Annotated in this window: 16 protein-coding genes; 12 read left to right on the forward strand and 4 right to left on the reverse strand. The window is 64.9% G+C overall.

Annotation, left to right across the window (positions count from 1 at the left end; all coding sequences use genetic code 11):
• Window positions 1–47: 47 nt before the first annotated feature.
• Window positions 48–1,025 (reverse strand): cysteine synthase A, encoded by a 978-nt coding sequence (cysK, locus tag EBN1_RS13175; protein WP_011238454.1) that lies wholly within the window; start codon window positions 1,023–1,025, stop codon window positions 48–50.
• 538 nt (window positions 1,026–1,563) lie between these two features.
• Between cysK and EBN1_RS13180 the strand changes: the two genes are divergently transcribed.
• From EBN1_RS13180 to EBN1_RS13195, 4 genes are all read left to right on the forward strand, one after another.
• Window positions 1,564–2,922, forward strand: coding sequence for a carbohydrate kinase (locus EBN1_RS13180; protein WP_011238455.1), 1,359 nt, complete (start codon window positions 1,564–1,566; stop codon window positions 2,920–2,922).
• Window positions 2,923–2,987: 65 nt separating this feature from the next.
• Complete coding sequence (locus EBN1_RS13185) at window positions 2,988–3,374, forward strand: hypothetical protein (RefSeq protein WP_011238456.1); 387 nt, start codon at window positions 2,988–2,990, stop codon at window positions 3,372–3,374.
• A gap of 10 nt (window positions 3,375–3,384) precedes the next feature.
• Window positions 3,385–4,077, forward strand: a complete 693-nt coding sequence (locus EBN1_RS13190; RefSeq protein ID WP_011238457.1) for a C39 family peptidase — start codon at window positions 3,385–3,387, stop codon at window positions 4,075–4,077.
• A 45-nt stretch (window positions 4,078–4,122) separates the two neighbouring features.
• On the forward strand, window positions 4,123–5,097 hold the full coding sequence (locus EBN1_RS13195) for a hypothetical protein (protein ID WP_157866616.1): 975 nt from the start codon (window positions 4,123–4,125) through the stop codon (window positions 5,095–5,097).
• An 81-nt stretch (window positions 5,098–5,178) separates the two neighbouring features.
• Here the strand turns inward: EBN1_RS13195 and EBN1_RS13200 are convergent, their stop codons facing one another.
• The 3 genes from EBN1_RS13200 to EBN1_RS13210 all read right to left on the reverse strand — a co-directional run bounded on the left by EBN1_RS13200 (window position 5,179) and on the right by EBN1_RS13210 (window position 8,386).
• Window positions 5,179–6,513 carry an acetate kinase gene (locus tag EBN1_RS13200; protein ID WP_011238459.1) on the reverse strand — a complete coding sequence of 445 codons (1,335 nt, stop codon included), beginning with the start codon at window positions 6,511–6,513 and terminating at the stop codon, window positions 5,179–5,181.
• Window positions 6,514–6,562: 49 nt separating this feature from the next.
• A complete protein-coding gene (locus EBN1_RS13205; protein WP_011238460.1) occupies window positions 6,563–7,903 on the reverse strand; it encodes a sigma-54 dependent transcriptional regulator in 1,341 nt (446 codons plus the stop codon).
• Between the two features lie 330 nt (window positions 7,904–8,233).
• Window positions 8,234–8,386, reverse strand: a complete 153-nt coding sequence (locus EBN1_RS13210) for a hypothetical protein (protein ID WP_157866617.1) — start codon at window positions 8,384–8,386, stop codon at window positions 8,234–8,236.
• Window positions 8,387–9,083: 697 nt separating this feature from the next.
• Here EBN1_RS13210 and EBN1_RS13215 point away from each other — a divergent pair.
• From EBN1_RS13215 to EBN1_RS13250, 8 genes are all read left to right on the forward strand, one after another.
• Complete coding sequence (locus tag EBN1_RS13215) at window positions 9,084–11,234, forward strand: hydantoinase/oxoprolinase family protein (protein WP_011238462.1); 2,151 nt, start codon at window positions 9,084–9,086, stop codon at window positions 11,232–11,234.
• Between the two features lie 16 nt (window positions 11,235–11,250).
• Window positions 11,251–13,575 (forward strand): hydantoinase B/oxoprolinase family protein, encoded by a 2,325-nt coding sequence (locus tag EBN1_RS13220; RefSeq protein ID WP_011238463.1) that lies wholly within the window; start codon window positions 11,251–11,253, stop codon window positions 13,573–13,575.
• Between the two features lie 23 nt (window positions 13,576–13,598).
• Window positions 13,599–14,105: an acetone carboxylase subunit gamma gene (locus EBN1_RS13225; protein WP_011238464.1), complete on the forward strand. Its 507-nt coding sequence runs from the start codon at window positions 13,599–13,601 to the stop codon at window positions 14,103–14,105.
• Between the two features lie 196 nt (window positions 14,106–14,301).
• On the forward strand, window positions 14,302–15,321 hold the full coding sequence (locus EBN1_RS13230; protein ID WP_041646356.1) for a WD40/YVTN/BNR-like repeat-containing protein: 1,020 nt from the start codon (window positions 14,302–14,304) through the stop codon (window positions 15,319–15,321).
• A gap of 10 nt (window positions 15,322–15,331) precedes the next feature.
• Entirely contained in the window at window positions 15,332–17,707 is a 2,376-nt protein-coding gene (locus EBN1_RS13235) for an efflux RND transporter permease subunit (RefSeq protein WP_011238466.1), read from the forward strand.
• A 62-nt stretch (window positions 17,708–17,769) separates the two neighbouring features.
• Window positions 17,770–19,353, forward strand: coding sequence for a DUF1302 family protein (locus EBN1_RS13240; protein WP_011238467.1), 1,584 nt, complete (start codon window positions 17,770–17,772; stop codon window positions 19,351–19,353).
• Window positions 19,354–19,369: 16 nt separating this feature from the next.
• Window positions 19,370–20,695 (forward strand): DUF1329 domain-containing protein, encoded by a 1,326-nt coding sequence (locus EBN1_RS13245; RefSeq protein ID WP_011238468.1) that lies wholly within the window; start codon window positions 19,370–19,372, stop codon window positions 20,693–20,695.
• Window positions 20,696–20,841: 146 nt separating this feature from the next.
• Window positions 20,842–22,833: an AMP-binding protein gene (locus EBN1_RS13250; protein ID WP_011238469.1), complete on the forward strand. Its 1,992-nt coding sequence runs from the start codon at window positions 20,842–20,844 to the stop codon at window positions 22,831–22,833.
• Window positions 22,834–22,850: the final 17 nt, after the last annotated feature.

The raw sequence follows: 22,850 nt of genomic DNA on the forward strand, positions 1-22,850 counted from the left end.
GCAAATCACCGGTGTTCCGGGCGAGGGCGGCCGCGCGCAGGCGTCGTTCAGATCGCCACGCCCGAAGCGTCGAAAAGGCCTTCGAACAGGATCGAGCTGAGGTAGCGTTCGCCCGAGTCCGGCAGCACTACGACGATCGTCTTGCCGGCATTCTCCGGGCGCTGGGCGATGCGCGCAGCTACCGCCACCGCGGCGCCGCAGGAGATGCCGGAGAGGATGCCTTCCTCGCGCGCGAGCCGATGCGCGTAGAGAATCGCGTCTTCGTTGCTGACCGTCTCGACGGCGTCGATCAGCGACAGGTCGAGCACTTTCGGCACGAAGCCGGCGCCGAGTCCCTGGATCTTGTGCGGCCCCGGCTTGAGCGGCTCTCCGGCGCGCGTCTGCGTCAGTACCGGGCTGGCTTCCGGTTCAACCGCGACCGAAACGATCGGCTTGCCCCGCGTCTCCTTGAAGTAACGCGACACGCCCGTGATCGTCCCGCCGGTACCGACGCCGGAAATGAAGATATCGACGTTGCCGTCGGTGTCGTTCCAGATCTCCGGGCCTGTCGTCGACGCGTGGATCGCCGGATTTGCGGGGTTGTTGAACTGTTGCAGCAGCACGTAGCGACCGGGGTCGGACGCGGCGATCTCCTCGGCTTTCGCGATCGCGCCGTTCATGCCCTTGGCTCCCTCGGTCAGCACCAGCTTCGCGCCGTATGCGACGAGGAGCTTGCGCCGTTCGACGCTCATCGTCTCGGGCATCGTCAGCGTGATCGGGATGCCGCGCGCGGCGGCGACGAACGCCAGCGCGATGCCGGTGTTGCCGCTCGTCGGCTCGACGATTTCCTTGCCGGGGCCGAGCAGGCCGCGTTGCTCGGCGTCCCAGATCATCGCAGCGCCGATACGGCATTTCACCGAATAGGCGGGGTTGCGGCCTTCGATTTTCGCAAGGACGGTCGCCGTGGCGCCGTCGGTGACGCGATTCAGCTTGACCAAGGGTGTCTTGCCGATCGACAAGGCATTGTCGGAATACCAGTTCGACATAATCGGACTCCATGAAAGAGTGGAATGAATGCTCACGGCCCCGGCCCGTTCGGGCGCGAGGGCCGAGACACGGATCGACGAATGAACGAGAGCAGCTTCAGACAGGAAGATTACGACAGTCGGCGTCGGTTTAGCGAAGAACCTCTCCGATGACTCGTGACTGCGAGGCATCCGCGCGCGAAGCGGCCGGCTGCATCCACCCTGCTTGCGGCACTGCAGCCGGGGCGATGCGCTTCCAGCCGGCGGCACGACGTGTTTCACGAACGAAACACTTCGCGATGGCCAGGTTACTGAAAAAAACGAGCTACTACAAAGCCTTGTCTTTGAATCCGGCGAAAGAGCCGGGTTTTGCCACGGCAAGGTTGTACAACTTCTGAACAGTCAGGCATGCATCTCGTCGAGACCAATGCCGCTGCGACAGAATAGGTGACGTTCAATCAATACCTTGGCGGCGCCGCGCATCAATGGCACAGCTCTTGCGCAAGGTCGGCACCGGGCTTGGCATGGGGCTGGCCCTGGCTCTCGAAGGGGAAGTGCAATGAGAAAAACATTGATTTCAGCCGCGATCGGACTTGCCTTTGGTCTTGCCGGGCAAGCTTGGGCGAATCCGGTGAATACGGTCACGGACACTACCGACGACAACACGCAAACCGCAACGGCGAATTCGACGCAGAGCGGACCCGGACCACAAGCGAACGAGTATTCGAACGCTACCGATAACACGGATAACCGCGTCGACAACTCGGACAATTCGGACAACCGGACGGACAACAACTCCGACAATCGCGTCGACAACTCCGACAATTCCGACAATCGCGTCGACGACAACTCCGATAACCGCGTCGACAACTCGGACAACTCGGACAACCATATCGACGACGACTCGGACAATCGCGTCGACAACACGAACAACTCCGATCAGAACAACGACAAGAGCGCCGGCGACAATCGCAACAACGACGGCACGGCGCGCGCCGAGGGCTATGGCACGGCCGCGGCGAACAACGGCTCGACCTCGACGGCTACGTTCACCAACGCATTCAATACCACTGAGGTAATGGCGATTGCGACCCTCAACGGCACGGTCAGCGGCGTGTCCGTGAGCAACGTCGGCAACATCGCGACAAACCACGGCAGCGCATACGGCGGCAATGGGGCGGCCGGCGGAGCCGGCAATGGCGGCGACGGGATCGGCGGGAATGCCAATGGCGCGGGCGGTGCCGGCGGAGCAGCCGCAGGTGGGGAAGGTGGCATGGGCAGCAATGGCGGGGACGGCGCCGGTGGGGCCGCCGCCAGTGGCACTGCGAACGGCGCCACCGGATCGACTGGCGGAAGTGCTTATAGCGCCAACGGGGATGGTGGCGACGGCAGCGGTGGTGGCGGCTCGGGCAGCGCCAGCAACGGTTCGAGCGGTGGCTCGGGCGTCCCGGGCGGGGAGGGTGGCCTGGCCGGAGGCGCGGGTAATTCGGGCGACTCGAGTGCGGCCGCCAATGGCGGCAGCGGGACCGGCGGCGCGGGCGGCACGGCCACCAACACAGCGGGCAACGGCGGCAACGGCGGCACGGCGACCAGCGGCGCTGCGACCGCCGGTAACGGCACTGCCGGCAACGGCGGCAACGGCGGCAACGGCGGCACCAACACGGCCGGCAACGGCGGTGACGGCGGCACGAACACTGCGGGTGCCGGAACGGGCGGTGCGGGTACAGGCGGCGCCGGCGCTGCGGGCGGCGCGGGTGGCACGGCGTATGCCGATGCAGGCGCCTTCAACATGTCCAACACCGTCGGCGGCGGCAGCCTGGCCAACTCGGCCGGCATCTCGATGACCTCGCTGAACAGCGGCATCGGTGCACTCGTGCAGCAAAGCGCAAACGTTCAGGCCAACCTGACGGTGCGGTAAGCAGCACGATCGAGCCGGGGGAGAAGCTTCCCCCGGCTTCACCTTTGCAGTCGAGGAGTGAAGCCATGAGACAGGTACTGCCCCTGCTGACTCTCGGTATCGCGCTGGCCCTCCTGGCCGGCGGCACCCGCCTCGTGCATGCCGACGACGTCGTGATGCTCGGGGACGCGCAATCCGTCGCGCTGCAGCGCCCGGCGCAGAGGCTGATGGGCGGGCCTACGGTGGATGACGCGGTGCTTTCGGGGCAGCGCGGTGGCGCCGATACGCACATCAGCGAAATACGCGCGGTCGGTTCGATGAGCGAAGTTTCCGTGTCGGATGCCGTCACCGGCTACAACCTGATCACCGAGGGCGCATTCGCCAATGCGAACATGATGGGAACCGTGGTCCAGAACAGCGGCAACGGCGTCATGATCCAGAACGCGGTAATCCTCAATCTCGAGGTGAAATGACGAGGCCGTCATGAAAGTCCGCCCGCTGTTCTTCATCGCGCTGCTGGGCGCGTCGGTGTGCCAGCCTGCGGCGGCGCAATCCGATCCGGCCAGGATTCTGGGGCCGTCCGGGAGCAGTTATGCAGTGCCCGTGACGAGCCTGAAAGGGGCGCGCTTCGTGTCGACGCTGCGTCAGCAATACGATTTCAGTTGCGGCTCCGCGGCGGTCGCGACGCTGCTCACGCATCATTACGACCGCAAGGTCGACGAAGTCGAGGTGTTCAAGCACATGTTCGAGCGCGGCGACCAGGCGAAGATCCGACGCGAGGGTTTTTCGATGCTCGACATGAAACTCTATCTCGACAGCAGCGGCTTTCGCGCCGAAGGCGTGCGCGCGTCGCTCGACCAGCTTTCCGCGGCACGTGTCCCGGCAATCGCGCTGATCAGGGAAAACGGCTACGCGCACTTCGTCGTGGTCAAGGGCCTGCGGGCGAAACGCGTCGTCATCGGCGACCCGGCAATGGGGACGCGCGTGCTCGATCGTACCGACTTCGAACGCTTCTGGACCAACGGCATCCTGCTCGTCATCAACGACCAGCCCGAGCGTGCCCGCTTCGACCGCGACGAGGACTGGCGCGTCCGGCCTCCGGCGCCGATCGGGCAGGGGATCGGCGGCAATGCAACGGACGTCCTGCTGCTGCGCCGCGGGCCGATGGATTTTTGAGTCTTTTCGATGATCACTTTGCGGAACAAACGCGTGGCCGGGCTCATGGCGATGCTCGCCGTAGGTGCCGGAATCCCGGAAATTCCGCTCCGGTTGCTGGAGCATGCGTATGCGGCGGACGATGTGGTCGAAGGTTTCTTCCCTGCACTGTGTGCCGACGACATGCCGCCCGCCGAACTCCTCGCGCTCGCCGACTGGCCGCTGGATGCCGAAGGGATCGGCTGCCGGCCCCACCCCGGGGTGCTCGACGCGCTCGCTGCGGCGTCGAACGACGGAAGTCGCCCGGGAACGATATCGCGGCGCCTGGCCGAATACGTCCTGTCGCTCGATGTTCCGCCTGGAGCCTCCGAAGAGAGTGCGCTGCCGGAGTCCCCGCGGGCCCCGCTCGCGAACGGCGCGAACGCAAGGCTTCCTGGTGCTGCGGCCGCCACGCCTTTCGCCGTGTCGGCGCCGGATTCGTACCAGTCCGTGCCGCTCGCCGCGCTCGGCGAACCGCTCCCGACGCCCGCGCCGTCAACCGTAGCGGCGCGCGACCCCGACCTGGAACCGGTCCCTCAGATACTCGTGGAAGGCCGCCCACCCGAGGGCGAGAAGATGCTGTTCTCCGGTCTGCTGGTCGATGACGACACGCTCGGTGGCCTGCGTGGCGGCTTCGAGACACCGGGCGGACTGGTGCTTTCGTTCGGTATCGAGCGGGTGGTCCTCATCAACGGCGTGCTGTCGAGCACGACGACGCTGAACGTCGCCGATCTGAGCCAGCTCGCCGGCGGTGCGGCGGGCCTGCAGGCGCTGCCCGTCGGCACCAGCGTGGGCCTGATCCAGATCGGGGCGAACAACAGCTTCGATCCGGCCGTGCTCGCCTCCGGCTCCTTCGCGACGGTGATCCAGAACAGCCTCGACAATCAGAAGATTCAGACGGTCACGACGATCAATGCGCAGGCCAACAGCATGGATATGCTGCGCGCCCACCGACTCGGAGAGTCGTTGAGGAATGCTTTGAACAGTTCGTTGCTCAGGTGAAAGACCGGAGTCGGGCCGACACGGAGGAACTCGCCGGCAACAGTGTTTGATTACGGAACCGCTGTTGCCGGCGAGCGCGCTTTACAGCGTGATCGGCATCCGCAAGGTCAGTTGCAGGTCCGGTGTGTCCTCGGTGAGACCGGCGCCGACCGACAGGTTCAAAGTCCGGTTCGGCGCCATGCGGTAGGAGTAGCCGAGCAGCAGGGTGCCGAGCTGAACGCGCACTGAAGTCGCTGCGGTCTCGCCGTTCTGCTTGACCTTTCCGACCGACAGGTGGTCGTAGCCGATGCTGAACGAGGAGCGCTCGTTCAGTGCGAGACCCATGCCGAAGTTGAAACCGAAAGCGCCGCCCGGCTGGACTTCGCCGAGCTCGATGTCGCCCTCGTTCGTCTTCTGCTTCACGTTGTCGCGCTTGAAGCTGTATTGGTAGCTGACGCCGCCGAAAAAGACCACGGGGTCGGAAGGAATCAGCACCGTCAGGCCCGGCTGGAGAGAGTAGAACCCCGAGCCGGTCGGAATTTCGGTCTGAAGACCCACTCCCCCGGTCGTCGATCTGATCGTCCTGTCGATTTCGACTTCGAACGGATCCGTTCCGGTGCGCGACTTGAAGCGCAGCGACGCGATGTAGTACGGCCGGTCGGCCCCGCCGTCGTTGAGCTGGTACCGGCCGGTCAACTCGATGTCGCCGATGTCGTCCCCGTCCGTGTCGAATACCTCGGGATTGGCACTTCCTACGGCCACTTCCCGGCTCACGCTCGAATCCCAGCGATAGACGTACGGAATTTTCGCCTCGAGTTCGAAGCGGTTCGTAATGCCGCGTCGCACGGTCAGCGCCGCGGTCAGTGAGTTGCTCTTGACCTCCCGAACATCGATCAGACCGATCAGGAGTGCGGGGATGATCGTGTAGCCGATCAGTGCAATGCGATTGCTCGAGGAATACGCATACTGCAGCGAAGGCTCGAGGATCCACGTCCCTCGCGGCGTCAGCACGCCCGGCTGTTCGAAGATCGGTGCGACCGGGGGCGGGCGGTTGTCGGTGCGGGTCGGCGCCTCGCCGACAGGACGCTGCACCGGTGCCTGGGCGACCTGTTGCGCGGGCGTGCTGCCTGCCGGGGGCGGCGGCGCGGCGACCGTGGCGGGGATGGCGGGCGCGGCCGGCGGAGAACCTCGGCCGCTGATGCCGCTGATGTCCAGCGCACGACGCATGTCGTGCAGTACTGCCTGCTGGCGCGACAGATCCTGCTGCAGCGATTCGATCTGCCGGCTCTGTTCCTCGATCCGCTGTCTAAGTGTATCGACGCTGCCGTCGAAAGCCGCGTCATCGGCAGCGTGGAGGAACGGGCTCGATGCGGCCAGCACCAGCCCGGCCACGCTGCAGCCCACGACGGCGCCGGACCGGCGTCCCGAGGTTTTCATGGTTATCCCCCCTGTATTTCCTGTCTTCGATATTGGCGGCCGGTCACGGCTAAAGAACGATTTTCAGGCGGTCCATCATGCGATACAGCGTCACGCGCGAAATGCCGAGTTGCCGCGCCACTTCCGAAACGTTGTTGCGGTACTTGTGGAGACTGCTGACGATGACTTCCTTTTCGACTGTCGCACGCACTTCGTCGAGCGTCGGGCCGACGCCGGACATCTCCGGGGGGGCGATGCCCAGGTCGGCGGCGGCGATGAGCTTGGACTCGGTCATGATCATGGCGTACTGAACGCGGTTGATCAGTTCGCGCACGTTGCCCGGCCACGGGTATTCCCACATCGCATGGACCGCCTCCGAGCTGAAGCCTTTCACCTGCGAACTCTTCTGGTGCCGGTTCTGGGCGAAGATCGAATTGGCGAGCAACGGAATGTCGCTGGTGCGTTCGCGCAGGGGCGGCACCTTGAGATGCAGGACGTTGAGCCGATAGAAAAGATCTTCGCGAAACCGCCCCTGCTCGACGGCGCGCTCGAGGTCGACGTGCGTCGCCGCGATCACCCGCACGTCGACGCGGATGCGCTGCGTGGAGCCGACGCGCACGATCGTCTTTTCCTGCAGGAAGCGCAGCAGGTTCACCTGCAGATCGAGGGGCAGGTCGCCGATTTCGTCGAGGAACAGGATGCCGCGATGCGCGGCTTCGATGTTTCCGATCTTGCGCTGGTGGGCTCCTGTGAACGCGCCGCGCTCGTGGCCGAAAAGCTCGGACTGGATGAGATTCGGCGCAATCGCACCGCAGTTCATCGTGACGAACGGCCAATCCGCCCGGGCGGAATAGCGGTGGATCGCGTGTGCCACGAGTTCCTTGCCGGTGCCCGATTCGCCGCCGATCAGCACCGGCGCGTCGACACCGACGATCTTGTCGATCTGGCTGAAGAGCTGAAGCATCCTGGCGTGGCGTCCGACCATGCCGAACCGGCTGTCGCCTTGCCCGGTTCGAGTCGAGCAGTCCTCGATGCTCTGCAGCATCAATGCCTTGCCGTAAGCATGGCCCAGCGTCACCATCAGCCGCTCGCGATCGAGCGGCAGCGTGTGAAAGTCGTGGAAATTGCGCAGCACCATCGGCCCGTGCTGCTGGTTGCGCAGCAGATCCTTGCCGAGGATCGCGATCCATTCGACGTCGTTGGAGATCAACGCTTCCATTTCGCGCGGCGGCCAGGGGTGGGTCGAACTGAAAGCCACCAGCCCGACCAGCGGCGAGCCGGCGGTCAACGCCTTGCGGGCCTCGTCGATGGATGAAACCACCTGAAGTTCCCAGCCGGTCAAGCCCATGCTCCTCAGGTCGGCGGCCACATCGCCCGTCTGGTCCAGCAGCAAGCCTTTACGTTTCGTCATCAGGGGTGTCCCTTTCCGCTCCGGACATAACGGCCTTCATTTTCTTTCGTGTCGAATCGAAATATCCCTGTCGTTCGTCCCAATGCATTTCAGTCCCGGAATGAACCTGCCCTACGAAGCAAGAACCATGCGAATAACGAATGAATCGCATTCTCCGCTCAGTGTGCAGACTTCATCGAGCCGGGCCGAACATGTCGAATGCAAGCGAGGAATATTCCGCGTCAATCGGAATCGCTGAGCGAAGCAGCCGACTCATACCGAATCAATATTTGTTGATGCCTGAGCGGCCACGCCTGAAACGACCGCTTCGGCATACCTTGCCTGGGGGTTTCAGGCTTCAGAGACGCCGGTAGAAAGCACCCGAATACGCCCCAGTTTGGGGAAGTGCGAACGACGAAACTGCGCATGTCGATGCAGCGGGAAACGCAACAAAAGTGCGCCCAGCGTGAGTTCCAGGAAATCGGCGCGCGTTTCCTGTCGCATTTTTCACCCTGGCCGGCTACCCGAATTTGATCGTGACGAAAATACATACGACATGAGTTCTCACGACGCGCTGTCCGGCGACAGCGCCCCGGGTGTAAGAAATGCCGACAGCGGCTCGAGCCGCCAGGCCGAAGAAATTGCGGCGGCTGCAGGATCGGCCCCCAGCGTGAGCGTACGAGGGAGACCGCTGATGCGATCAGCCTGGTTCAAAGAGTAGGGCCCGACGAAGTGCCACGACGCCGCTTGACGCGCCGGAAAAACGGAGATCGGTGTAAAGAGTCCTGACGACGCATGGTGGAGGACCTCTCGGCGTCAGTCGCGATAGCGGCTCCGGCAACGGCTCCGCGCCGGAGCCGCACGGGGTTGGCGACAGAGGGAGCGCTCGATCCCTGGCACCCGTTCGTCCTCGCGAACCATATTCCCCCCCCCGCAGCGCGGTCAGTCCCGGCCTACTTCACGCTTGTCGGCCGCTGCGTGCACGACGTTCGATTTCCGTACGTTCCTCCGTTTTTCGATCGGCCGTTTCGATCGGTCGCGCTTGTTGCGACGCAATGACAAATATTTTGAAAGCCTGTCTTCGTCTGTTTTTCACTGTTGCTGCATCGCAGCGGAAGAAGGATGGCACGGACAGTGCAATAGGACCTCCGGGGGCCGGAAGAATCGGCGACTCGCTAATCAAGAGGAGATGGAGATAAACATGGAAGCCCTACAGGCATCACAAGTACAGGTCATGGGCATCGATGCCGGCGGCACGATGACCGACACGTTCTTCGTCCGCGAAGACGGGCGCTTCGTAGTCGGCAAGGCACAGAGCAATCCGGCCGACGAGTCCCTCGCAATTTTCAACTCGTCGCAGGACGCGCTGGCCCATTGGGAGCGCGACGTCGATGAGGTCTATCCGGAACTCGTCACCTGCGTCTATTCGGGCACTGCGATGCTGAACCGCATCCTGATGCGCAAGGGCCTCGACGTCGGGCTGATCTGCAACCGCGGCTTCGAGCAGATCCATTCGATGGGCCGCGCGCTGCAGAGCTACCTCGGCTATGCGCTGGAAGACCGCATCCATCTCAACACGCACCGCTACGACGAGCCGCTGGTGCCAGTGTCCCGCACGCGTGGCGTCGCCGAGCGCACCGACGTGCAGGGCAAGGTCGTGATCCCGCTGCGCGAGGACGAAGTGCGCCAAGCCACCCGCGAGCTGGTCGAGGCCGGGTCCCAGGCGGTCGTGATCTGCCTGCTGCAGTCGCACAAGAACGAGACCAGCGAGCAGCGCGCCCGCGACGTGGTCAAGGACGAGCTGAAGAAGCTCAAGGTGGACATTCCGGTGTTCGCGTCGGTGGATTACTACCCGTCGCGCAAGGAAAGCCACCGGATGAACACCACGATTCTCGAAGCGTATGGTGCCGAGCCGTCGCGCCAGACGCTGAAGAAAGTCAGCGACCGCTTCAAGAAGCACGGCGCGAAGTTCGATCTGCGCGTCATGGCGACGCATGGCGGCACGATCAGCTGGAAGGCGAAGGAACTGGCGCGCACGATCGTCTCGGGCCCAATCGGCGGCGTCATCGGCTCGAAGCTCCTCGGCGAGTACCTGGGTGACGAGAACATCGCGTGCTCGGACATCGGCGGCACGTCGTTCGACGTCGCGCTGATCACCAAGGGCAGCTTCGCGATCAAGTCCGACCCGGACATGGCCCGCCTGGTGCTGTCGCTGCCGCTCGTCGCGATGGACTCGGTCGGCGCGGGCGCGGGCAGCTTCGTGCGCCTCGATCCGTACAGCAAGTCGATCAAGCTCGGCCCGGACAGCGCCGGCTACCGCGTCGGCACATGCTGGCCGGAAAGCGGCCTCGACACGGTATCGGTGTCCGACTGCCACGTCGTGCTCGGTTACCTCAACCCGGACAACTTCCTCGGCGGCGCGATCAAGCTCGATGTGCAGCGCGCCCGCGACCACATCAAGGTGCAGATCGCCGACCCACTCGGCCTGTCGGTCGAGGACGCCGCGTCCGGCGTCATCGAGCTGCTGGATCTGACGCTGTCCGAGTACCTGCGCGCCAACATCAGCGCGAAGGGCTACAACCCGGCCGAATTCACGTGCTTCTCGTACGGCGGCGCGGGTCCGGTGCATACCTACGGCTACACCGAAGGCGTCGGCTTCAAGGACGTCGTCGTGCCCGCGTGGGCGGCGGGCTTCTCGGCGTTCGGCTGCGCGTGCGCGGACTTCGAGTATCGCTACGACAAGTCGGTCGACCTCGGGGTGGCGCAGTTCGCGAGCGACGAGGTGAAGGCGGCGGCCTGCGTGAGCCTGCAGGCGGCGTGGGAAGAGCTGGCGGTCAAGGTCATCGACGAATTCATCATCAACGGCTACAAGCCGGAGGACGTGCTGCTGATCCCTGGCTACAAGATGCAGTACATGGGGCAGCTGAACGACCTCGAAATCGTGTCGCCGGTATCCACGGCGGCGACGGCGGGCGACTGGAACCAGATCATCGAGGCCTTCGAGACGACCTACAGCCGCGTCTATGCCAACTCGGCGCGCTCGCCGGAACTGGGTTTCTCGATCACTGGCGCGATCCTGCGCGGCATGGTCGTGACGCAGAAGCCGGTGCTGCCGGAAGACGCCGACTGCGGCCCGACGCCGCCGAAGGAAGCCTATCTCGGCACTCGTCCGTTCTATCGCCACAAGCGCTGGGTCGAGGCCACGCTGTGGAAGATGGAATCGCTCAAGGCCGGCAATCACATCGTCGGTCCCGCGATCATCGAGTCCGACGCGACGACCTTCGTCGTGCCCGACGGTTTCGAAACGACGGTCGACAAGCACCGCCTGTTCCATCTCAAAGAAGTGAAGTAAGGAGAGGAGACCCATCATGAATATGCTGACAAACAAGGAAGTTGGCTTTGCCGACCTGCTGAAGAACGGCCAGACGCTCAAGCAGTTCCGCGACGGCATCATCGAGCGCACGAAAGCCAGTGGCTGCTACAACGGCATCGAGAAGCTGGAGTTCCGCGACAGCGATCCGATCGGCTACGAGAAGCTGTTCTCCAAGCTGCGCGGCGGGCTGGTGCATGCCCGCGAGACCGCGAAGAAGATTGCTGCGAGCCCGATCGTCGAGCAGGAAGGCGAGCTGTGCTTCACGCTATACAACGCCGCGGGCGACTGCGTGCTGACCTCGACCGGCATCATCATCCACGTCGGCACGATGGGCGCGGCGATCAAGTACATGATCGAGAACAACTGGGAAGGCAACCCCGGCATCAATCCCCGCGACATGTTCACGACCAACGACTGCGCGATCGGCAACGTGCACCCGTGCGATATCGCGACGATCGTTCCGATCTTCTGGGAAGGCAAGCTGATCGGCTGGGTCGGCGGCGTCACGCACGTCATCGACACCGGCGCGGTGACGCCGGGCTCGATGTCCACCGGCCAGACGCAGCGCTTCGGCGACGGCTACATGATCACCTGCCGCAAGACCGGGGTGAATGACGAGCCGCTGCGCGACTGGCTGCACGAGTCGCAGCGTTCGGTGCGCACGCCGAAGTACTGGATCCTCGACGAGAAGACCCGCATCGCCGGCTGCCACATGATCCGCGAGCTGGTCGAGGAAGTGATCCGCGCCGACGGCCTCGATGCTTATGAAAAGTTCGGCTTCGAAGTCATCGAGGAAGGCCGCCGCGGTCTGATGAGCCGCGTCAAGGCGATGACACTGCCGGGCAAGTACCGCAAGGTGTCGTTCGTCGACGTGCCCTTCAAGCACGAGGACGTGCAGGTGTCGAACGCCTTCGCCAAGCTCGACTCGATCATGCACTCGCCGGTCGAGATGACGATCAAGCCGGACGGCAAGTGGCGGCTCGACTTCGAGGGCGCGAGCCGCTGGGGCTGGCATACCTTCAACGCGCACCAGGTGGCCTTCACCTCGGGCATCTGGGTGATGATGTCGCAGACCCTGGTGCCGACCCAGCGCATCAACGACGGCGCCTACTTCGCGACCGAGTTCAAGCTGCCGAAGGGCACCTGGTGCAACCCGGACGACCGCCGCACCGGCCACGCCTACGCCTGGCACTTCCTGGTCTCCGGCTGGGCAGCGCTGTGGCGCGGCCTCTCGCAGTCGTACTTCAGCCGCGGCTATCTCGAAGAGGTCAACGCCGGCAACGCGAACACCTCGAACTGGCTGCAGGGTGGCGGCATCAACCAGGACGGCGAGATCCACGCGGTCAACAGCTTCGAGGCGAGCTCCTGCGGCACCGGGGCCTGCGCGGTGAAGGACGGCCTGAACCACGCTGCCGCGATCTGGAACCCCGAAGGCGACATGGGCGACATCGAGATCTGGGAGATGGCCGAGCCGCTCCTCTACCTCGGCCGCAACGTCAAGGCCAACTCGGGCGGCTACGGCAAGTACCGCGGCGGTTGCGGTTTCGAGACGCTGCGCATGGTGTGGAACGCCCAGGACTGGACGATGTTCTTCATGGGCAACGGCTACATGAACAGCGACTGGGGGATGATGGGCGGCTACCCGTCGGCGACCGGTTACCGCTTCGAAGCGCACAAGACGGGTCTCGAGCGCCGCATCGCCAACGGCGAAAGCCTGCCGCTGGGCGGAGACATCGACCCCGCGGCGCCGACCTACGAGCGCAACATCGACGCGACGTCCGTGGTCAAGCGCGACAAGCAGTGCATGACCACCGAGGACTGCTACGAGAACCACGACCTGTACCTGAACTACCTGCGCGGTGGCCCGGGCTTCGGCGATCCGATCGATCGCGAGCCGAAGGCGATCGAGAACGACCTGAACCAGAAGTTCCTGCTGCCGGAGTATGCGGAGAAGGTCTATGGCGCTGTCATCACTCAGGACGCGAAGGGCGTGTTCACGGTGGATGCAGCGAAAACGGCTGCCCGTCGGGCCGAGGTGCGCAAGGAGCGGCTCGCCCGCGCCGTGCCCACGCATGAGTGGATGAAGCAGGAGCGCGAACGGATCCTCATCAAGGACGCGGCCGTTCAAGTGCAGCACATGTTCGCGACCAGCTTCGGGTTGTCAGAGAAATTCACGAAAGAGTTCAAGGCGTTCTGGAGCCTGCCGGACGACTGGCAGCTGCTGGAGTCCGAGCTCAACGTTCCGACCTACGGTTCGAAGCACCGCATGGACCTGTCGCTGCTGCCCGACGTCACCACCGTCGTCCAGGTCGAAGAGTAATCACCGCATACAGGAGTTCGAAAATGTCTACCTACACCAACGAACAGGTCGCCCACCTCGTCGAAGGCTCGCTCGACTGGGAAACCACCTTCCGCATGCTGTCGATGCCCAAGGACAACAGCCGCTTCGAGCAATACCTGAAGGCGCTGCAGGCCAAGGTCTCGTTCCCGGACAAGATCGTGCTGCCGCTCGGGCCGCATCTCTACATCGTGCAATCCGCCAAGACGAAGCAGTGGGTGACGATGTGCGACTGCGGTCACGTGTTCGGCGATTACCGCGAGAACTGGAAGCTGAACGCGGCGATCTACGTGCGCGACACCGAGGAGGCGATGACGGAGGTGTATCCCAAGCTGATGGCGCCGGATACTCAGTGGCAGGTGTACCGTGAGTACTACTGCCCGACCTGCGGGACGATGCACGACGTCGAGGCGCCGACGCCGTGGTATCCGGTGATCCACGACTTCGAGCCGGACATCGAGGCGTTCTACCAGGAATGGGTCGGCTTGCCAGTTCCCGAACGCGCAGCCTGATCCACGCCAGCCGGGCGGGCCCGGCGCCCGCGGCCCGACGCTTCCCGCCATGGGGAGCGCCGGCTGCGGGCCGCGCTCCGCTTCGCGCCGGTTTTCCCTCTTCAAGCAACGAGCCATGCGAGGCGAATGCCCCGCAGGGTCCCGGCATGCCAAAAAAACGAAGCTCGCGCCGTTCCGGAGCGTGAAGGAGACAGTGATGCTGCGTCGATTGAGAAAATATGGAGGCGGCGCCCGCGGCGTCGTGACGTTGATAAGTTCGACCGCACCCCTGGTGATTGTCGGTGGGCTCCTTTACGCGGGCCTGTTCGTCAAGGCCGAGGCGGTCGTGCAGAAGGTTGAGCCGCCGCCGATCGAGCGGCGCGACACGTTCTACGCCGTCGTCGCTCCGGACAGCCACGTGGTGTGGGCGGCCGGGACGGGCGGCAAGATCGTCCGCAGCGAGGACGGCGGTCAGTCGTGGGTGCGCCAGGCCTCTAATACCGAGGCCAATCTGCAGGGTATCGCGGCGTGGGATAGCGATAACGCGATGGCCGTGGGCAACGACGGCGTCGTGATCGTGACGCGCGACGGCGGCCGGAGCTGGACGCGCGCCGAAATTCCTCCGAGCACCAATCCGAACAAGCTGTTCCGCGTCCGCATCGCCGGCGAGGCGGCATGGGCGGTGGGCGAATTCGGCGCCGTGCTGCGTTCGACCGACCGCGGCGCGAACTGGTCGCGCGTGCTGCCGGAAGAGGACCGTGCGTGGAACGACATCACCTTCGTCGACGACGCGGGCTGGCTCGTGGGCGAATTCGGCGCCCTGATGCGCACGGCCGACGGCGGCGCGACCTGGGAGTCGGTGGCAACGCCGAACGAGGTGAGCCTGATGAGCGTCGCGTTCCGGGACGCCGAGCACGGCGTCGCCGTCGGACTCGCCGGCACGCTGCTCGTCACCGAAGACGGCGGAGCGTCATGGCAGCAGGTGCCGGCCTTCACTCGCGAACACCTCTACGCGGTGATGTGGGACGAGGACCACTGGCTTGCCGTCGGCGACAAGGGCGAGATGGCCACGGCGCAAGCCGACGCGCAGCAATGGCAGCTCGGGCGCGTGGCCGAAGGCGATGTGTCGTGGCGCACCGGCGTCGCCCGTGCGGGAACCCGCTATTTTCTTGCCGGCAGCAATCTCGCAGTGCTCGACAACGGCACGCTGAGCGTCGCCGGCCACAAGCGGATGTGAGGGGACGAGGATGAAAAACACGACATTTGGCAAGGTCGATCGGGCCTTCGCCTTCCTGATCCGCTTTCGCGCGTTCGTCGTCGCGGCGGTCGCGCTGGTGACCTTGGCAATGGGCTACCAGGCGAGCCAGATCGAGGTGAAGACGATCTTCAGCGACCTGCTCCCCAAGGACCACCCGTACGTCGCCGTGAACCAGCGCTTCAAGCAGACCTTTGGCGGTTCGAACATGGTCAGCATCATGATCGAGGCCAGGGACGGCGACATCTTCAACCCGGACGTGCTGGGCAAGGTGCAGAAGCTCACTGTCGACCTGCAACAGGTCGAGGGCGTCGACACCTACCAGATCATTTCGCTTGCATCGAAGAAGATCAAGGAAGTGCGCGCGTCGACCGAGGGTGTCGAATCGCGTCCGCTGATGTGGCCCGAGCTGCCGCGCAGCGCGGCCGAGTTTGCGGCGCTGAAAGCCTCGGTGCTCAACAATCCGCTGGTCTACGGGCCGTACGTATCGACGGACCTGAAGGCGACGCTGGTTACCGTTGATTTCAACGACGGCAACATGGACTACACGCGTGCCTTCGACCAGCTGATGGCGTTGGTCGAGGAGGCGAGCGGCGACGGCGTCGAGGTCCGTATCGTCGGCGAACCGGTGCTCTACGGCTGGGTGAACCACTACCTGCACGAGACGCTGATGATCTTCTTTGCCGCAGTGGCCGCGCTGGTGGTGCTGCTGTGCCTGATCACGCGCACTTGGCACGGCACGATCCTGCCGCTGCTCGCGGGTGCGGTGAGTGCAGTCTGGGCGCTGGGGGCGGCGCGGCTGATGGGATTCCATCTCGATCCGCTGGTCGTCGTCGTCGCGTTCCTGATCACCGCGCAGGCGATCTCGAACTCGGTGCAGCTCATCGCCCGCTTCGATGACGAGATCGGCCACGGCGTCGCCTCCGCCGCAGCCGCGGCGCGGGCCAGCGCGCGCAACCTGTTCAAGCCGAGCATGCTCGCAATCGTCGCCGACGCTGGTTGCGTGCTCGTGGTCGCGCTCACGCCGATCCCGCTGCTGCAGAAGATCTCGTTCATCGGCACGGTGTGGGTGCTGACGATTCTCGTCAGCGCGCTGATCCTCACTCCGGTGATGCTGTCGTGGTTCGGCGCCCGCCAGCGCTACATCCACCCGATCGACATCAACCCGGTGCTGATGCGCATCCTCGGCCTGTGCTCGGCGATCGTCACGACGCGCTGGCGCTATGCGGTGCTGGGCGCGGCCGGCGTGGCTTTCGTGGTCTCGGGCCTGTACGCGTTCAACCTGAAGGTCGGCGACGCCAATCCGGGTTCGCCGATCTTGTGGCCGGACTCGAGATACAACCGCGACGCGGCGGAGATTAACCGCCAGTTCCAGGGCTCGGACCGCATGTTCGTCGTCGTCGCCGGAAACCAGCCCGGTGCGCTGCGCGAGCCCGAAGTGCTGTCGAGCATGACGCGCTTCCAGAAGTACATGGAGGCCCAGCCGGAAGTCGGCGGCAGCATCTCGCTCGCCGACATCCTGCCGCAGGTCAAGCGCGTACTGCGCGAAGGCAACCCGATGTACCAGGAGCTCGGGCAGAGCGGCGACGAGAATGGCGAGCTGATGTACATGTTCGTCTCCGGCTCCGACCCCGGCGACATGGACCGCTACGCTGACGCCGATGCGAAGAACGGCGCGGTGACGCTGTTCTTCCGCGACCACCAGGGCGAGACGATCCGCACCGCGATCGCCCGCGTGCGCGACTACGTCGAGCAGCACCCGATCAAGGATGCGCAGTACCTGCTTGCCGGCGGCCTCGTCGGCGTGCTCGCCGCGGTCAATGAAGTGATCCTCGCCGGCCAGATCGAGGCGATCGCGCTCGCGCTGCTGGTGCTGGTGGTGTGCTGCACGATCACTTACCGGTCCACGGTCGCCGGAGTGTTCTTCATGATCCCGGTGCTGCTGTCGAACACGATCACGTTCAGCTACATGGCGTGGGCGGGCATCGGCATGAACATCAACACGCTGCCGGTGGTCGCGCTGGGGATCGGCCTCGGTGTCGATTACACGTTCTACATCGTCGATGGCATCCGCGAGAACCTGCACCGCTCGCGCAACGTCGAGCATGCCATCGTCAATGCGCTGATGGGCCCCGGCAAGGGCGTGCTGATCACCGCGATGACGCTGATCACCAGCGTCGTGCTGTGGCACTTCTCGTCGCTGCGGCTGCAGGCCGACATGGGCGTGCTGATCGCGCTGTGGCTGTTCATCTCGGCCTTCAGTGCGCTGTTCATCATGCCCGCGATGGTCTATGTGTTCCGGCCCGAATTCATCGTCGGCAGCAAGCGCCGCCCGATCGTGCAGGCCGACCTGGTGACGGTCAGCTGAAGCCGCCCGTTTCCCAATGAAATCTTCAAGGCAGTCAAAAAACACAAGGAAGGAGCGAGGAGATGACGAGCAAGGGAGTGGCAAAAAAGATGAAGACGGCCTCGGTTGTGATGGCGGCCGCCGTCGCCGCGATCGCGGGGGGCCCGGCGCAGGGCGCCGAGGGCGAGGAGGGCGGGAGTTCGTGGGGCGAGGATTTCAGCTTCAACCTGTCGGGCTATGCGCGCGGCTGGCTGGGGGTGAACCTGCAGAACCAGCCTGAGCTGGAGGCGATCGACAAGGACAGCAAGGGCAAGCTGTCGATGGTGCGCGGCTCGCTGCTGCTCGACGCCGACGCGAAGACCGGGCCGGTCAAGTGGAAGGCGATCGGCCGCGCCGACCGCGAGCACAAGACCAGCTACCTCAACGACCTGGAGCGGCTGCGCACGACGAACGGCACTGCCGTCGGGGGGCACAGCAGCAGCATTCTCGACAACTACAACAACACCGAGCTGCGCGAGTTCTGGGCGGAAATGGCGTTCGGTGAGCGCACCACGGTGAAGATCGGCAAGCAGCAACTGGTGTGGGGCGAGTCGGACTTCTTCCACGCGATGGACCTCGTGCATGGCTACGACCTGTCGTGGCACCTGTACTTCGAGCCCGAGAACGAGGAATGGCGCAAGCCGCTGACGCTGATCTCGACGAAGATCCGCGTTCCGGAAGCCGACGGCATGCTTGCCGCGTATGTCCGCCCGGGCTGGGACCGCTGTGAAGACATCGGCAACACCTACGATATCAAGGGCGGGCGCTGGTTCTTCCAGCCTTACCGTGGCTTCGATCTCAGCGCGGTGACCGACAAGGACTGCGACCATCCGGACGGCGACCGCGACGACCTCACCGGTGGCGTGCGCTGGTCGGGCGAAGCCTACGGCCTGAGCTACTCGCTGGCCTGGCTCACGACGTTCTCGGCCGATCCGGTCGCGAACTCGTCGTTCAAGCCCTACAAGAAGGCGCCGAGCGGCTCGGTGTTCGACCTGATCCATCCGCGCGTCGACGTCTTCGGGGCGACGGTGAGCGGCTACAGCGGGACGCTCGACGCAGTGCTCAGCGCCGAGATGGCCTACACCGAGGACCAGCCTTTCAACATCGGAACCGGTGCATTCCTCGCACCGCGCGTGCCGGGCAACGTCGGCATCGGCCTCGGTGGCGTGAAGAAGAAGAACACGCTGACGACGATGCTGCGGATCGACAAGGACCTGAATTTCCAGGGCCTGTTCGGGACGTCACGGCCGTCGTTCTCGTCGATCCAGCTGTTCAACACGCAGGTGCTCGGTTTCGATCGTGACGACGACCTGGTGCGCCTGTTCGCGTTCGGCACGCCGCTCACTGAGCACAACACGATCCTCACCGCCTTCACGACGCTGAACTATGCCAACGACACGATCAACCCGGGGTTCGCGATTGGTTTTGACCTGACGCACGGCGGCGGCTTTGCGATCCCGAGCCTGTCGCTGACCTTGTCCGACGCATGGCTCGCGCGGATCGAGGCCGACATTTTCTGGAGCGGCAACAAATCGAACAAGGTGCAGTTCAGCGACCAGTCGTCGCAGTTGTTCGGTTATTTCGACAACGCCAGCCAGCTTGTTTTTCGCTTGACCCGGCAGTTCTGACAAGGAGGAGACTACGATGCAAAACGCTACCCAATCCGTTGCCCGCCCACCCGCTCCCCGCGCGGCCGTGGCGGCCGCCCTCGGCCTGATGCTGCTGCTGCCCACGCACAGCGTGTCCGCGAAGGAGCTCGAGGCCGGGCTCGTCATCGGCAAGGACAACTACGAGGCCGTCAAGAACGACACTTTCGAGAACAAGACCATCGCCAGCATGGTCCCGGAAAAGCTCGAATGGATGATCAAGAACTACGACCTGACGATCAAGCTGGCCCACTCGAAGAAGATCGAGATGGACCCGAAATACGTCGAGGCGACGAAGAGCGGGTCGAAGGACGTCAAGTTCAACCCCGAGGACCGCACGATCAGCGGCTGGAAGGCCGGGATGCCGTTCCCGCCCGAGACGATCAAGCTCGATGACCCTCATGCCGGTGACAAGGTCATCTGGAACCTGCGCGCCGCGACCTACGGAGCGACGATGGACCTGCGCGACATCGCGTGGGTGTTCCTCGATGCGAAGAAAGGGTACGAGCGCGTCCAGGCGTTCCAGTCGCGCCGCTACTACATGGAAGGGCGGCTCGACGGCGGCCCGGTCTCGGTCGGCGACGGCGACGTTTCGCAGAAAACCTACTTCGTCGCCCACTATCCGCAGGATATCCGTGGTCTGGGCACGTTCTCGGTGCGCTACAACCAGGCCGACTCGAAGAAGCCGGACGACTCCTACGCGTACCTGAAGTCGGTGCGGCGCACGCGGCGGCTGTCCGGCGGCGCGTGGATGGACCCGATCGGCGGTACCGACCAGCTCTACGATGACTGGGACATCTGGGACGCCTGGCCGACGAAATACGTCGAGAACAAGCTGATCGAAAAGCGCTGGGTGCTGGCGATCGCGCACAGCCCGGAGATGAGCGTCGATACGTCGCAGGCCTGGACCGAGCCGCAGAAGCGCTTCCCGCGCATCAACATGAGCGAGCCGCCATACTGGAACCCGGCGAAGGACGTCGAATGGGAGCCGCGCGAAGTGTATGTCGTCGAAGGCACGCCGCCGCCCGAGCACCCGTACAGCAAGAAGGTCGCGTACATCGAAGTGGACTTCCCGCGGCCGTACCTCGGCTATGCGCTCGACCGCAAGGGGGAGTTCTGGAAGATGTTCATCTTCCAGAACCGGCCCGACGTCGGTGACGACGGCTACAAGGCAGTCATGCCTGTCATCGGCCACATCATCGACGTCAAGCGCGGCCATGCCACCAACTGGTCGTCGAACATGAAATCCAACCCGAAAGGCGTGAAGGACACCGACGTGTCGCTGAACGTCCTCGAGGAAGTCGCGACCGGCGCGGGCCGCTGACGGCCCACGCCACCGCATCCTGTGCCGGCACGCTGTCCTCCCCTCGTCCGCCCCTGGCCCGTTTCGGGGGCGGACATTTTTCCCGCCGTGCGGGCAGGGCGGAACCGGCGCGGAGGCATCGACGACAAGGGGAGGAGGACTCCGATATGAACAGCTATATGCCCCAAGGCTATGAATGGCGCACGACGCGCCTGGCGCAGTTCATCGCGCGCCACGGCTACCGCGACCTCGACGACCTGCGCGAGCGGGCGGCCCGCGAGCCCGAACGCTTCTGGGACCAGGTGCTCGAAGCGATCGGGCTCGACTGGGCGACGCCGTACCGCCAGACCCTCGACCTCACCGACGGCGTGATGTGGCCGAAGTGGTTCGTCGGCGGCCGGCTCGACCTCGTCGATAACCTCGTCGGCAAGCACGCCCGCGCGACGCCGGCGAAGATCGCGGTCCGCTGGGAAGGCGATGGCGGCGAACTGCGCACGCTGAGCTACGCGGCGCTTGCCGGCGAGGTCGAACGCGTCGCCGCCGGATTGCGCGCGCTCGGCGTCAGCGAGGGCGAGCGCATCGCGCTGTACCTGCCGATGGTTGCCGAAGCGGTCGTGACGATGCTCGCGGCGACGCGCATCGGCGCCGTCTTCATCCCGTTCTTTTCCGGCTACGGCGCCGATTCGGTGGCGCAGCGCGTCGCCGACTGCGAGGCGCGCGTGCTGGTGTGCGCGAACGGCTATTTCCGCCGCGGCAAGCGCGTGCCGATGCTCGCGGACGCCCGTGCCGCGGCGCGGGCGTGCCCGTCGCTGCGGCACCTCGTCGTCGTCGACCGCCTCGGCCTCGGGCAGCTGGCGGCGAACGACGGCGCCGCGGAGTCGTTCGCCGAAGTGGATTTCCGCGCGTTGCAGGCCGCATCGCCCGATCGCGGCCCTGCGTCTGCGTGGCCGGCCGACCAGACGTTGATGCTGATCTACACGTCGGGCACCACCGGCAAGCCGAAAGGCGTCGTCCACACCCACGCCGGCTTCCCGGTGAAAGCGGCGCAGGACCTGCTGATGGCTTTCGACCTGCGCGCCGACGACACGCTGATGTGGGTCACCGACATGGGCTGGCTGATGGGGCCGTGGATGGTCTATGGCGGGCTGATGCTGGGAGCGACGCTGGTGCTCTACGAGGGCACGCCCGATTACCCCGACGCCGGGCGGCTGTGGCAGGTGGTCGAGCGCCACGGGGTCACGCATTTCGGCCTGTCGCCGACGCTGGTGCGCCTGCTGATGGCGAACGACGCGAGCCTGCCTGCACCGGGCGCGCTCGATACGCTGCGGGTGTTCGGCTCGACCGGCGAGGCGTGGAACGAGGCGCCGTGGTTGTGGCTGTTCGAGCAGGTCGGGCAGTCACGACGCCCGATCATCAACTATTCGGGCGGCACCGAGATCGGCGGCGGCATCCTCGCGTGCTTTCCCGGATTGCCGCAAAAGCCGTGCGCGTTCGACGGGCCGATTCCGGGCATGGCGGTCGAGGTGCTCGACAGCGACGGACGCCCAGTACGCGGCAGCGTCGGCGAACTCGTGATCCGTCAGCCGTGGCCGGGCATGACGCATGGCTTCTGGCGCGACACGGAGCGTTACCGCGAGGCCTACTGGTCGGTGTGGCCGGACGTGTGGGTGCATGGCGACTGGGCGCGCGTGGACGCGGACGGATACTGGTTCGTCCACGGGCGCAGTGACGACACGATCAAGATCGCCGGCAAGCGGGTCGGCCCGGCGGATTTCGAGTCGGCGCTCGTGTCGCACCCGCTGGTCGTCGAGGCGGTGGCGGTCGGCGTCCCCGACGAGCTCAAGGGCGAGACGGCGGTGTGCTTCGTCACCGTCGCCGACAACGAGGCGCTCGCGGCGCGGCCGTGGCAGGCGTGGGAGGCGGAACTCGTCGACCACGTCGGTCGCCAGCTCGGCAAGCCGCTGCGCCCGGCGCACGTGCACCGCGTCGAGGCGATCCCGAAGACGCGCAACGGCAAGACGGTGCGCCGGGTGATGCGCAACGCCTACCTCGGCACCGCCCTCGGCGACCTGTCGTCGATCGAAAATCCGGCCGCGATCGATGCGGTGAGCGCGCTCCGTCCATCCGCACAAGCCGTGCCGGATGCGATCGGAACATGATTTTTACCAGGAGAACC

Source organism: Aromatoleum aromaticum EbN1 (assembly GCF_000025965.1).
In the GTDB taxonomy this organism is placed as follows: domain Bacteria; phylum Pseudomonadota; class Gammaproteobacteria; order Burkholderiales; family Rhodocyclaceae; genus Aromatoleum; species Aromatoleum aromaticum.